The sequence below is a fragment of the Staphylococcus sp. GDY8P94P genome, assembly GCF_017892255.1.
GTDB lineage: Bacteria > Bacillota > Bacilli > Staphylococcales > Staphylococcaceae > Staphylococcus > Staphylococcus cohnii.
The window spans coordinates 188,101-202,297 of record NZ_JAESKU010000007.1; the positions used below are offsets into that span (position 1 = coordinate 188,101).

The following is a 14,197-nucleotide window of genomic DNA, read 5'->3' on the forward strand; positions in this document are numbered from 1 at the left end:
CAATTAGTACACACAACATGTGCACGATGCTTAATCTTAGCCTTGTTAATATTTATTTTTTTTCTGGTAACGCGAGTTGAAAATTAACGCCAAATCTATCTACAATCCATGTAAATTCTCTAAATGGTGGCATTTCAGTTTTAGGCATTAAAATTGCCCCACCACTTTTTAATTTACTAAATAATCTTTCCATTTCTAACGGACTGTCTACCGTAACATATAATGACATTGCTGGATTCATGTCCACATCGACACCATTCATATTATCAATCGCCATAAAAACTTGATCTTTCAAGCGAAAGATAGCATGTTGCACTGCACCAGTAGGTTCTTCATCATTTTCTTCATATTTAACCATCGTTAATATTTCTGCATCCTCAAATGCTTCTACATACAGATTGATTGCTTCCTCTGCTTGTCCATTAAACATAAGAAATGTCGTTATTTTTGGAATTGCCATTGAATTGCCTCCTTAAAACATCTTAAATATAGAATAAAACAAATTCTTAAAAAAATCGAACGAATAAAATTAGCAATTAACAAATAATTTGAAGCATAGCACCTATAAAAATCTATAATTAAGATAAATTCATAAATCCGTTTCCTAATACATCTCTCACATCATGAATAACTAAAAAGGCATTTTCATCTACCTCATTTACAAGCTTTTTAACTCTGGTCACTTGTGATTGTGGCACTACAACATACAACATACTTGTTTCATGTTTACCGTAACCACCTTTCCCTTTTAAAAGTGTCGAGCCTCTACCTGTAAAACTATTTATTTCATCACTAATTATCTCATTTTTACTTGATATCACAGTTACTGCTTTTTTAGGATGGAATCCTTCAATAATAAATGCAGTTGCACGTTCAGTGATAAATATCATAATTACAGTAAATAAGACATTTTCTAATGGTAAGACAAATAAAAAGGATAAGACAACCAGAGCATCTAAAACAAAAATACCTTGTGATGTCTTGATGTCAAAATATTTATTTAACATCTTGGCAATAACTGATGTGCCCCCTATCACACCCCCAGAAGCAATTACTAATCCTATACCTACACCTACTAACACCCCTCCAAAAGAAGCATTTATTACAAAATTATCAATACCTGTTTTGAAGTTTTCAGTTAAATCTAAAAAGATAGATATCGCTGTATTAGCAATAAAAGTATATACTGCTGTTCTGGTACTTAAAAAACGCCATCCTACAATAATGACCAATGTATTTATAATTAAAGAGGATATAGCAGGTGAAAAGCCAAATGCATATTTTAATGCCAATGCCATACCAACTGTACCCCCATCACCTAAATTAGATTCTAATATAAATGAATTAACTGCAATCGCACTCACAAACGCACCAATTAAACAGACAATAACATTTTTAGTATGGTTTTTTAGTAGTTGTTTCACAAATTTCATATCATTTCCCCTTACATTTGATAATATAAACTTAATTAAGGTAAGTTTGAAAAGCGTATTCAAATCATGTTCCATTTTGATTTTACAAATGCGTTTTTTACTCACAATTTGAAGTTAAAACCAAATTAATTGAAAATATAACATTATTTGTTGTTACATAGTATAATTGCAAATGTAACACAACCTATTTCAATATACCACTTAGTGTAGTTTGCAACATTAATTTCTAAAGCGTGTATTATTGAAAACTTTGATGACTTAAAACAATAAAATCATTTTACTTTTGAATATTTATAGTTAAAATAAATACAATTGGAGGTATTTCATGCTTTATTATGTTATTCCATTACTTATTGCAGCTTTAGTGATACTCATTGGCTTTATCATCATTAAAATTATGATTCGTTAATAATTTTTATATAACAACTTTATCATATTTCTTTTTAATCATTTCAAAATCGCGGATGATTTCATTCGTTTTCACATAACAATACTCAAAAAACGCAGAAACGTAGACAATATAATCTTGTCTACGTTTCTGCGTTTTTGTTTTTGAAGTTAACCTAAACTTCTATAAAAAATCTATACCATTTACTTACTTATTAAATTTTCACTTTATTTAAATTCTTTTCTAAAAAGCGTAATAAGTAACAAAATGATAAAAGCTGCAATAACTGCAGTTAAAAATATTGGCATATACGCAAGGTGGGTTGCATCTTCAATACCATTTGTGATTGCATGTCTTAATGTATCGTTAGAAATTTGATTTACCTGCCCTAATATTTTAGTAAGATTACCTGAACGATGCTCCATTGTGTTCATTAAAGAAACTGGTATGTCTTTGAGTCCAAAGTGGGCTGAATTTATACTTTCTTTAATTTTATTTCCCATTTGGCTATATCCGAATTGAATAAATGTCGTAAACATTGTCGGTGCAATAGTAATTCCGACTTGTCTGGAAACTGATAATGTTCCAATAACTGTACTATTATTTTTAGCAGAATGTGCTGACTTAGTTGCTAATACAGTCATTGGTGCGCCAATTGTAAAACCAAAGCCTAAGCCTGCAATTATTGAAAATACTAAAAATGGCATAGTTGAATAAGTTAAAAAGGCTAAACCACCATAGCCAATCATACTAATTATACTTGCAATCACTAATGCAAATATAGGACCTTTTTTATCTACAATCTTTCCACCCATTGATGCGCCTACACCTGAAGCTAATGCTAAGGGCGTCATCCAATATCCACTGTTAGCAGCTTTAACATGCAACACGTTTTCAACAAATGAAGGAATGAAAATAATTGACCCAATTAACATCCCAGATAAAACGCCCATAATCAATACCACTGAAAAAGCTGGCTTTTTCAGTAAATAAAAAGGTAAGAAAGCATCTATATCAGTCGCTTCATTTTTATATTCCACTAAAATTAAAATACCATAGCCTACCATAGCCAATACAAATAAACCAATCACCGAAAAACTAAGTATACTATTAGCAATATTACCAGTTTGTATATTATTAATCGCAAACATCATTAATAATGTTGAAAATGAAAATACAATGATGGCATATTTATCAATTTTAGTTTTAACTTTTTCTTGTGTTTCTGGCATTTTAATCATCATAAAAATAACAATCATTATTGCCACTGGGACATTAATCAAGAATAACCAATGCCATGTACCACTTACATTAATTAATAAACTTCCAATATTTGGTCCTAATACCGAAGCAATACCATTCATTGCTCCTAATCCACCAAGCATACTACCTTGTTTTTCTTTGGTATATGTAGAAATGATATGTGAACTAGCGATTACAAATAAACCGCCACCACCAAATGATTGAATTAAACGTGCAATGATAAAGAACGTATAATTAGGACTTAATGCAACTAACAATGATCCAAAACCAAATAAAATCACTTCAATAATAAATATTTTTTTACGACCATACATATCAGCAAGTTTACCTGCTATAGGTGTGGTTACAGCCATACCTAATGTATAAATCGTTATTCCCCATGATCCCATTTGTGCTGAAATTTCAAAGGATTGATTTATTGTAGTTAACGCTGCACTAATAATACCATTGTCTAAAGCTGCCATAAACACGCCAATGAGTAAAAATAGTGCAACAATATCAAATTTTTTATGTTTCAAATTCATTCATTCCTTTCTTTCTGTCTTGGAACTTCATATGATATTTATTATTTAAAACCTACTTTGTGAACTAATTATGAACACAAATGTATTTACATATTAAAAAATGCCTAAAAGACCTTTATCAATATATAAAAGTCTTTTAAGCATTTTCTAATCAATTAAATTACATAATTTTTGCGTTATTTCAAATTTCCACAATTTATTTACAAATATAGTTATTTAATATGTCCTTTTTGCTTTAGATTTGATTTGGATTTTTTATAAATATTTGATTCTGTAGCGTTAAATCCCCATTTATTTTCGTCTTCTAAAGTTGATTGTACTCTATAGTCTTCTGATTTTTTGAGGAATTTATTTAAATGAGCAAAATGATTATAGGCTACATTCGAGTCTTTTGTCATAACATCCCCTCCACTTAATATTTTATGACAAGTTATCTCTCCAATCAACTAATGTAGTAATATCATTTTCAGAAATTTCTCCATTTTCCCTTGCAACTTCAATTAATTCATTATAATTACTTAATGTATAGAAAGGAACTCCAGCTTGTGCAAATTGTTCGTCTGCTTTTTTCAAACCATAAGTAAAGATTGCTACTACACCAATGACATTTGCACCAGCAGCTTTCAATGCTTCTACTGCAGTTATTGAAGAGCCACCTGTAGATATTAAATCTTCTATAACTACTACATTTTTACCTTCACTTGATGCACCTTCAATTTGATTCTGTTTACCATGGCTTTTACTTTTTGATCGAGCATAGTTCATCGGTAAGTTCATCACTTCTGAGACATAAGCTGCATGGGGAATACCGGCTGTTGCAGTACCTGATATAACTTCAATATCTTTAAAATGTGATTCAATCAATGCTTGTAGTCCATCTCTAATATGATTACGTACGTCTGGAAAACCTAGTGTAACGCGATTATCACAATATATTGGTGATTTAATGCCTGAACTCCAAGTAAACGGATCATTGGGAGATAATGATACAGCTTTTATGTCTAACAATGCTTGTGCAATTGATTTAGTCATTTGATTTCAACCAACTTTCTTTAATTTTTTGGTAACTCTTAACTGGAGTTTCACTCTGCGTGATTGGTCGCCCTACAACAATATGTGTAGCACCAAAAATGCTTGCTTTTTCTGGCGTTGTAACACGTTGCTGATCATCAGATGAAATATTTTCCGGACGAATGCCTGGCGTCACTTTCAAGAAGTTTTCACCTAATTCTTGTGTTAATAATTTTGCCTCCAGTGGTGAACATACAACACCATCTAAACCTGATAATTTGGCTAAACGCGCATAATTCAAAACTGCTTCATCCATTGTACTTTGGATATTTTGTTCATCATGTAACATTATTTCTGTAGTTGACGTTAATTGTGTCACTGCAATAATTTTAATATCACTATTATATTTTTTTATGCCTTCTAGGGCGCGTTTCATCATTTCTGAACCACCAGCCGCATGTACATTTACTAAATCGACATCTAATTTACTTAAGCCTTCCATTGCTTTGCCAACAGTGTTAGGAATATCATGTAATTTTAAATCTAAGAATATACGATGACCACGTTTTTTAATATTAGTGATTAATGACGGGCCAGTTTGATAAAAAAGTTCCATACCGACTTTGACAAATAATGGTTCATCAAATTGATCTAAAAATTGTTCAACTACTTCTGCTGAATCAAAATCTAAAGCAATGATTGGTAGATTATTTTGCATATATATCGCCTCTCATAGTATCTTTTCATTATATTTTCCAAGTGCGTAAAGGCATATGACACAATGATATTTTAAAATTTTTTCAATCTGACAAGGACAACTAGGAGAAAAATTTATAAAACTATTTTTCGTCCTAGCCATCTACTGCCAATTTCATAATTTTCACTTAAACATAAACAATTGTTTTAGTTTTCTTAACATTGGAAACTAAATTTTACATATTTTTCATCGTAAAAGTCATACTTTCTATAACCGATGTTAATGCTTCCGCTGTATCTAATGAAGTTAGACAAGGTACACCATTTTCTACAGAGGCACGTCTAATTTGGAAACCATCACGTTCAACTTCTTTTCCTTTTGTCATTGTATTAATCACAATTTGCACATCATTCGTTTGTATACGTGATAATAAATCGTCTTCTCCGCCAATTTTCCCTACAGTTTCTGCAGTTATATGGTTATTTTCTAATTTTTTAGCAGTACCTTCAGTAGCTAATATTTTATAACCGACTTCATTTAAACGAGCTGCGATATTCACAATTTCATCTTTGTCTTTATCACTTACAGTCATCAATACTGTGCCATAATCTTTAACTTCCATACCACTTGCTGTCAAACCTTTATATAAAGCCTTTTCCATAGTTGAATCTTTCCCCATGACTTCTCCAGTTGACTTCATTTCAGGTCCTAATGTGATATCTACATTTTTCAATTTATTAAAGCTAAATACCGGTGCTTTGACAAAGACACCTTCACTATATGGTTGAACACCTTCGCGATATCCTAAATCTGTAAGTTGCTCACCTATAATTGCACGCATGGCCAACTGTGCCATTTGTATATGCGTAATTTTACTTAAAAAAGGAACTGTACGACTCGCACGAGGGTTCACTTCTAAAACATATACACCATCATGTGCAATAACAAATTGTATATTGATTAAACCTATGATATTTAGGCCTTTCGCTAAGCGAATTGTATAATCTTCTAGTGTTTTAAGCTCTTCTTGTGTCAAGGTTTGTGGAGGATATACTGCAATTGAATCACCTGAATGAACACCAGCGCGTTCAATATGTTCCATAATCCCAGGTATAATTACCGTTTCACCATCTGAGATAGCATCGACTTCTATTTCTTTACCTGTGAGATATCTATCAACTAATACAGGATGATCCGGACTCGCTTTCACTGCTTGGTTCATATAATTGGTTAACTCTTCATCGTTATATACGATTTCCATAGCACGTCCACCTAATACATATGATGGTCTAACTACTACAGGATAACCGATTGCACGTGCATTTTTGAGCGCTTCTTCAGCTGAAGTTGCTGTTTTACCGTTAGGTTGAGGCACATCAATCTTATGTAACAGCGCCTCAAATTCTTTACGATCTTCAGCACGATTCAGATCTTCAAGTGATGTACCTAAAATTTTCACGCCATACTTTTCAATTTTATCTGCTAAATTAATCGCAGTTTGACCACCAAACTGAACTACTACACCTTTTGGTTGTTCAATATTTATAATATTCATTACATCTTCTTCTGTTAGTGGTTCAAAATATAATTTGTCTGAAATTGAGAAGTCTGTAGATACTGTTTCAGGATTATTATTGACGATAATGGCTTCATAACCAGCTTGCTGAATTGCCCAAACAGCATGCACAGTTGCGTAATCAAATTCTACACCTTGGCCGATTCTAATTGGTCCTGAACCCAAAACTAATATTTTCTCTTTTTCAGTGACGATTGACTCATTTTCTTGTTCATATGTGCCATAGTAATATGGTGTAGCTGATTCAAATTCTGCAGCACAAGTATCTACCATTTTATATACTGGTGAAATATTATGTTGTTTTCTTAAGTTATAAATTTCAGATTCTGACATATCAAAACGATGTGCGATAATTCGATCACTAAAACCATAACTCTTAGCAAATTTTAAATAGTCTATATCCCCTTTGTGTTCTTTTAAATCATGCTCTATATCAATGATGTGTAGGAATTTATTTAAGAAGAAATAATCAATCTTAGTCATTTCGTGTATTTCTTCTAAAGATGTACCTCGTCTAATAGCTTCTCCTATAAAGAATAAACGCTCATCATCTTGATCTTGTATACGCGCTTTTATATAATCTAAATCATATGTTTCACCATTTGGTAAGCCTAAATGATGTACACCATATTCAAGTGAACGAATCGCTTTCAATAATGACTCTTCATATGTTCGACCAATCGCCATTACCTCACCAGTTGCTTTCATTTGTGTACCTAGCACACGTTCACCCTTTTCAAACTTATCAAACGGAAAACGTGGAATTTTTGTTATAACATAATCCAACGTAGGTTCAAATGCAGCATAAGACGTTTTAGTTATTGGATTCAGCATTTCATCTAAAGATAAACCTATCGCTATTTTGGCAGCTAATTTTGCAATCGGATAGCCTGTAGCCTTTGAAGCTAAAGCTGATGAACGTGAAACACGCGGATTCACTTCAATAATATAATATTTCATTGAGTGTGGGTCTAATGCCAGTTGTACATTACAGCCACCTTCAATGCCTAAAGCACGAATCACTTTTAACGACACATCACGTAACATTTGATATTCAACATCTGATAAAGTTTGACTAGGTGCTACTACAATAGAATCCCCAGTATGTATACCGACTGGATCTATATTCTCCATGTTACAAACAACAATGGCATTATCATTTTTATCTCGCATCACTTCATATTCAATCTCTTTAAAACCTGCGATTGATTTTTCTATTAAACATTGTGTTGCAGGACTGTAATGCAAGCCATTCGTTACCACTTGTCTGAATTCTTCATCATTATGGCAAATACCACCGCCAGTACCTCCCATAGTGAAAGCAGGTCTCACAATTAATGGATATCCTACCACTTCTTTAAATTCAAACGCCTGTTCTAAAGTATTTACGATATCACTTTCTGGAACTGGAACATCTAACTCATTCATTAAGTCTCTGAATAATTCTCTGTCTTCCGCTTGTTGAATAGACGCTAATTTTGTGCCAAGCAATTGTACATTGTTCGCTTCTAATACGCCGCTATCATGTAATTGAATCGCCATATTAAGCCCTGTTTGGCCACCTAAGGTTGGTAGTAAAGCATCAGGTTGTTCTTTACGAATAATGCGTGCAATAAAGTCATGCGTTAAAGGTTCAATATAGACTTTGTCAGCAATTTCATTATCCGTCATAATCGTCGCTGGATTTGAATTTACTAATATAACACGATAACCTTCTTCTCGTAATGCTAAGCAAGCTTGCGTTCCTGCATAATCAAACTCTGCAGCTTGACCTATAATAATCGGTCCAGATCCGATAACTAAAATCGTTTTAATATCGTTACGTTTAGGCATTTGTCAAAAGCTCCTTTTCTTTATAGTCATGCATCATTTTAATAAATTCATCAAACAAATAATTTGAATCTGTCGGTCCAGGATTTGCTTCAGGATGATATTGTACTGAAAATGCAGGTAATGATTGGTGTCTTAATCCTTCAACTGTACCGTCATTAATCGCTACATGTGTTATTTCTAATGGTGTATTAACTAATGAATCTTTATCAATTGCATAACCATGATTTTGGCTTGTTAATGTTATTTTTCCAGTTTTTAAATCTTTCACAGGATGATTTGCACCTCTATGTCCAAATTTCATTTTAAATGATGTAGCTCCTTGTGAAAGTGCAAATAATTGATGACCTAAGCAAATACCAAAGAAAGGAATTTTTCCTAAAATGCCATTAATCATATTAATTGCAACTTTGACTTCTTCTGGATCACCAGGCCCATTTGATAACATCACACCATCTGGTGACATTCTAATAATTTCTTCTGCCGTGGAATCATAAGGCACAACTGTAACATTACAACCACGTAAATTAAGTTCTCTCACAATATTTTGTTTTTTACCAAAATCTACTAATACAACACTTAAGTCATAGCCCGTAGACACATATGGTGTCTTAGTAGACACTGTTTTCACTTCATCTCTAGGTAATTCAATGACCTTCAACTCTTCTATCAATTGCGGAATTTCTTTCTTATTATCTGTAAAAGCTGCTTTTAAAACGCCATAGTTTCTAATTTTTCGAGTAATACTACGTGTATCCACACCAGAAATACCTGGTATATCATAGTCTTTTAACACTTCGTGGAATGTTTTTTGCATGCGAAAATGACTCGGATAAGTGCTCGCTTCTTTAACAACAACACCACTCAATGTTGGTATCAATGATTCAAAATCATCTCGATTAATTCCGTAGTTTCCTATCAATGGATAGGTAAATGTAATAATTTGTCCTGTGTATGATGGATCAGATATCGTTTCTTGATACCCAGTCATAGCAGTATTGAATACTATTTCACCTTTCGTCAAATGATCTGAACCTAATGGATAACCTTCATAATATGTTCCATCTTCTAAAACTAAATAGCGTTTTTGCAACATTACTTTTCCTCCTTAAATTTAACTTCACCTTCTACCAATGTTAATACTGGAGTACCGTATACTTTTTCACCTATAAAAGGTGTATTGGTTCCTTTAGATGCAAAATCTTCTGCCCTAATCTCTTTCTCTTCTTCTAGATTAATGACAGTAAGGTCAGCCAAACCACCTTCTTCTAATCTTCCATAAGGTAAATCAAATATTTGAGATGGTTTGATTGTTAAATAGTCAACCAATTGTTGCAATGACCAATCACCATTTTTTACAAAATGGGTATACAATAATGGAAATGCTGTTTCACTGCCAACGATGCCAAAAGGTGCTTTTGTCATCGGTTGTGCTTTTTCTTCTTTCGCATGTGGTGCATGGTCTGTGGCAATGCAATCTATTGTCCCATCTAACAATCCTTCGATTAGCGCCGTTCGATCTTCTTTACTTCTTAAAGGAGGATTCATTTTATAAATTGCATCATCGCCAGGCACATCCTCTTCAGTTAATAATAAATGATGTGGTGTCACTTCAGCTGTTACATGAATACCTGCTTTTTTAGCATCTCTTATAGCCCGTACACTTTCTTTTGTAGATACATGACACACATGGTAATGTGCCCCTGCTGCTTCAGCTAACAGAACATCTCTCGCAATTTGTACCGCTTCACAAATATTAGGTATGCCCGGTATGCCTAAAGCTTTACTACGTTCCCCATCATGCATAGCACCACCATATATCAGACTATTATCTTCACAATGCGCAACTACTGCTTTATTTACTTTTGTTGCTTGTTGCATGGCTTCATACATCATATTTGCTTGTTGTACACCTACGCCATCATCAGTAAAGGCAAATGTGCCTAACTTTGCTAAAGCTTCGAAATCAACGTGTTCATTACCTGCTTGTCTAACTGTAATTGCACTATATGGTAAAACTCTAACTTGTGCATTTTCTTCGATTAATTTGTTTAAACGCTCTAAATTTTCAACAGAGTCAGGTACAGGGCGTGTGTTTGGCATTGGACAAACTGTCGTAAATCCTCCTCTTGCAGCTGCTTGAGTCCCTGTTGCAATTGTTTCTTTATGTTCACCGCCTGGTTCTCTTAAATGTACATGTACATCAACTAAACCTGGCGCAACAAAGTCCCCCTTTAAATCAACGATTTCAACATCGGTATCTACCTCTATATCTGGCGCAATTTTTTTTATATTTTTACCTTCTATTAAGATAGAGGTTGTTTTAAGTTCACCATTTTCTAAGATTTTCGCATTAGTTAGCAATTTCATTTATTTCTGCCTCCTTTGTTTGTAATATATACTCAATGACAGCCATTCGTGTATACATGCCATTTTCCATCTGTTTAAAGATACGCGATTTTTCTGCTTCTACTAAACAATCATCAATTTCAACACCGCGATTGACAGGTGCTGGATGCATAACGATTGCTGATGATTTCAATCGATTATAGCGATCTTTCGTCAAACCAAAGTTTTCATGATAATTTTGATTTTCAAAATTTGCTGTTTCTTCATCTCCATGTCTTTCGTGCTGTACTCTAAGTAACATGACAATATCTATATCATCTATCACTTTATCTATATCAACATAGGGTGCTGCTAAAGTGTCATCTCTCCACGCTTCAGGACTCGAGAACATAACATTTGCACCGAGTGCTGTTAAACTTTGAAAGTTACTTCTCGCTACACGGGAGTTTTTTATATCTCCACATATTAAAATATTTAAATCTTTAAATGTGTCATACTCTTCATATATTGTCATAAGGTCTAATAAACTTTGTGTTGGATGCTGTCCACTTCCATCACCTGCATTGATAATCGGTAACTTCAGTGAATTTAAATCATTATAGTATGTTGTATCTGAATGTCTAATTACTAAAACATCTGCGCCTACTTGTTCTAATGTTTTACACGTATCGTATAAGCTCTCACCTTTTTGAACTGAAGAGGTGCTCGTCTCAAAATCAATCAATTTTAATCCTAATTTTTGCTCTGCCACTAAAAAGCTACTTTTCGTACGTGTAGAATTTTCAAAAAATAAATTTGCTACAAACTTGTCTTCATAATTATGTGGTTTAAACGATCCGTTTTTAATACCACTCGCAATTTCGATTAGTTCATAAATCTCATTTGTAGTTAGATGTTCCATTGATAGTAAATTATCCATTTTTTCAGCCTCCTAATAATGAAATACACATTTATTTATTTGTTTCAATCTCTTGCGGTAAAATTAAGTTTAGTAGAATACCTGCTAGTGCTGCTAATGCCATACCTTCAATTTCTAAATTAATACCTATCCCATTTAAGTTGAAGACGAGGTTGCCAATACCTATTACTAGTATGACTGATGCAATGACAAGATTTCGGTTACTTGCAAAATCAACCTCACTTTCTACAAGCATTCTCAGACCACTTGCTGCAATAATTCCAAAAAGTAATATCGATACACCTCCCATAACAGGTGTTGGTATAGATGAAACCAATGCTGTGAATTTGCCTACAAATCCTAATATTATAGCTATGACTGCAGCACCTCCAATCACATATATACTATAAATTTTCGTGATAGCTAATACGCCGATGTTTTCTCCGTAAGTTGTACTTGGAGGACCACCTATAATACTTGCAAACATTGTTGACACACCGTCACCAATAATGGATTTATCTAATCCTGGATCTTTAAAGAAATTTCGTCCCACGATTTTGTTAATCACCATTTGATGTCCAATATGCTCACTTACCGTAACAAAAACGATTGGTATTAAAACGAGCACCAAACCTAGATGAAATGATGGCGTGTAGTCTTTAAACGGTAGGTACACCTCTGGAAACTGCAGCCATTTTGCTTCTGCTACAGGTTTAAAGTTAACAAGTCCCATAAAAATTGAAACAATGTAACCCGTTATAATGCCTATTAATACAGGTATAAGCGACAAGAAACCTTTAAAGTATCCTTGAACCATAATCGTTACAAGCAATGTAATCATTGCTACTATTAAATAACTTAAGTTATAACCCTTCATATCGCCTGAATTTTCAAACATTGCCATGTTAACCGCAGTAGGTGCTAGACTCAAACCAATCACCATAATGACAGGTCCGACAACTACAGGAGGCAGTAAGTGCATAAGCCACCCTGTTCCACTTAATCTAATAGCTAATCCGATGAGCACATACATTACACCGCTCATAAACAATGCCACTAACATGTCACCTAAGCCATGTGAATTCAATCCAGTTATGATTGGTGTGATAAATGCGAAACTTGAACCTAAATATGCTGGTATTTTCGCTTTTGTAATTAGTATATACAATAATGTCCCTATGCCTGATGCTAGTAAGGCAGATGATATGGGTAATCCAGTTAAAAAAGGTACGAGAACAGTCGATCCAAACATTGCAAATAAATGCTGGGTGCTTAAAAATGCCCATTGTCCTAATTTAGGTTTATCTCGTACATCTAATACTGGTTTAGCTGTCCGTTCAAACATTGTTTCATTTTCCATGACTTTCCGCTTCCTCTCATAAAAAAAGTCTCTTTACATTGTTTTCATGTAAAGAGACTTAAAAAGTATCAATCCTCAAATCAAAATTTAGCTCATTCAAACAAAATTACTGCTTAAAGCGTAAGGTTTGTTATTTGAATACTAGCCTTAAATTAAGATTAGATGATATGGAGAGAATCTATAGTATGTGGTTTATATAATATAACTATATTTTGAAATGTGGTTGCTTTGAAACTTAATTTTGACTTCCACATGATTCTCTTCCCTTTTTCAGTCTCTCGTACTGAATTAAAAGGTGTTGATTTATTCAATTACAACTGCATTTCTATTATCTATTTCACTAAGAAAAACTGAGACAGCTTCTTCTCTAGCAGTAGGTATGTTTTTACCAACAAAGTCTGCGCGTATCGGCAGTTCTCTATGTCCGCGATCGATAAGTGTTGCTAGCCCTATTTTTCTAGGTCTTGCATATTGAAGTACTGCATCAAGTGATGCTCTAACTGTGCGTCCAGTATATAAAACATCATCCACTATAATTACGACTTGATTTGTTATATTGACATCAATTTCATACGTTTGTTCTGCAGCTTGATCTATTGTCTGTTCCAAATCATCTCTAAATTGTGTAATATCAATCGTACCTGTTGGAACAGTGATTTCTTCAATTTGTTCGATTTTTTGTTGTATTCGTCGCGCTAAAAATGCCCCTCTTGTTTTAATGCCTAACAAAATTAAATCATCAGTACCTTTATTATATTCTAAGATTTCATGTGCAATACGTGTCACTGTTCTTTGTATTGCTGCTTCATCCATAATCACTCGTTCTGACATTTTGGGCACCTACCTTAATCTTAATGATATAAAAAAA

At 33.5% G+C, this 14,197-nt stretch carries 12 protein-coding genes; all 12 read right to left on the minus strand.

The features are described from left to right. Positions 1–52: 52 nt before the first annotated feature. Complete coding sequence (locus KA926_RS04275; RefSeq protein ID WP_019467773.1) at positions 53–460, minus strand: VOC family protein; 408 nt, start codon at positions 458–460, stop codon at positions 53–55. 118 nt (positions 461–578) lie between these two features. Continuing rightward, on the minus strand, positions 579–1,433 hold the full coding sequence (locus tag KA926_RS04280; protein WP_019467774.1) for a YitT family protein: 855 nt from the start codon (positions 1,431–1,433) through the stop codon (positions 579–581). Positions 1,434–2,048: 615 nt separating this feature from the next. Continuing rightward, positions 2,049–3,602 carry an MFS transporter gene (locus KA926_RS04285; protein WP_192946757.1) on the minus strand — a complete coding sequence of 518 codons (1,554 nt, stop codon included), beginning with the start codon at positions 3,600–3,602 and terminating at the stop codon, positions 2,049–2,051. Between the two features lie 218 nt (positions 3,603–3,820). Beyond that, on the minus strand, positions 3,821–4,006 hold the full coding sequence (locus KA926_RS04290; protein ID WP_192946758.1) for a hypothetical protein: 186 nt from the start codon (positions 4,004–4,006) through the stop codon (positions 3,821–3,823). A gap of 22 nt (positions 4,007–4,028) precedes the next feature. Then, positions 4,029–4,640, minus strand: a complete 612-nt coding sequence (pyrE, locus tag KA926_RS04295) for an orotate phosphoribosyltransferase (RefSeq protein WP_192946759.1) — start codon at positions 4,638–4,640, stop codon at positions 4,029–4,031. Next, a complete protein-coding gene (pyrF, locus tag KA926_RS04300) occupies positions 4,633–5,337 on the minus strand; it encodes an orotidine-5'-phosphate decarboxylase (RefSeq protein ID WP_192946760.1) in 705 nt (234 codons plus the stop codon). The genes pyrE and pyrF overlap by 8 nt, the downstream gene beginning before the upstream one ends. A 214-nt stretch (positions 5,338–5,551) precedes the next feature. Then, positions 5,552–8,725 carry a carbamoyl-phosphate synthase large subunit gene (carB, locus tag KA926_RS04305; protein WP_107383732.1) on the minus strand — a complete coding sequence of 1,058 codons (3,174 nt, stop codon included), beginning with the start codon at positions 8,723–8,725 and terminating at the stop codon, positions 5,552–5,554. After that, entirely contained in the window at positions 8,718–9,818 is a 1,101-nt protein-coding gene (locus KA926_RS04310) for a carbamoyl phosphate synthase small subunit (protein ID WP_210143645.1), read from the minus strand. Before KA926_RS04310 ends, carB begins: the two co-directional genes overlap by 8 nt. After that, entirely contained in the window at positions 9,818–11,092 is a 1,275-nt protein-coding gene (locus KA926_RS04315) for a dihydroorotase (protein WP_192946762.1), read from the minus strand. The genes KA926_RS04310 and KA926_RS04315 overlap by 1 nt, the downstream gene beginning before the upstream one ends. Then, positions 11,076–11,990 (minus strand): aspartate carbamoyltransferase catalytic subunit, encoded by a 915-nt coding sequence (locus tag KA926_RS04320; protein ID WP_192946763.1) that lies wholly within the window; start codon positions 11,988–11,990, stop codon positions 11,076–11,078. The genes KA926_RS04315 and KA926_RS04320 overlap by 17 nt, the downstream gene beginning before the upstream one ends. Positions 11,991–12,021: 31 nt before the next feature. Continuing rightward, on the minus strand, positions 12,022–13,329 hold the full coding sequence (locus tag KA926_RS04325) for a uracil-xanthine permease family protein (RefSeq protein ID WP_192946764.1): 1,308 nt from the start codon (positions 13,327–13,329) through the stop codon (positions 12,022–12,024). A 303-nt stretch (positions 13,330–13,632) separates the two neighbouring features. Beyond that, the gene (gene pyrR / locus KA926_RS04330; protein ID WP_107383727.1) at positions 13,633–14,160 is read right to left on the minus strand and encodes a bifunctional pyr operon transcriptional regulator/uracil phosphoribosyltransferase PyrR; all 528 of its coding nucleotides are present in this window, start codon (positions 14,158–14,160) and stop codon (positions 13,633–13,635) included. Between the last annotated feature and the right edge of the window lie 37 nt (positions 14,161–14,197).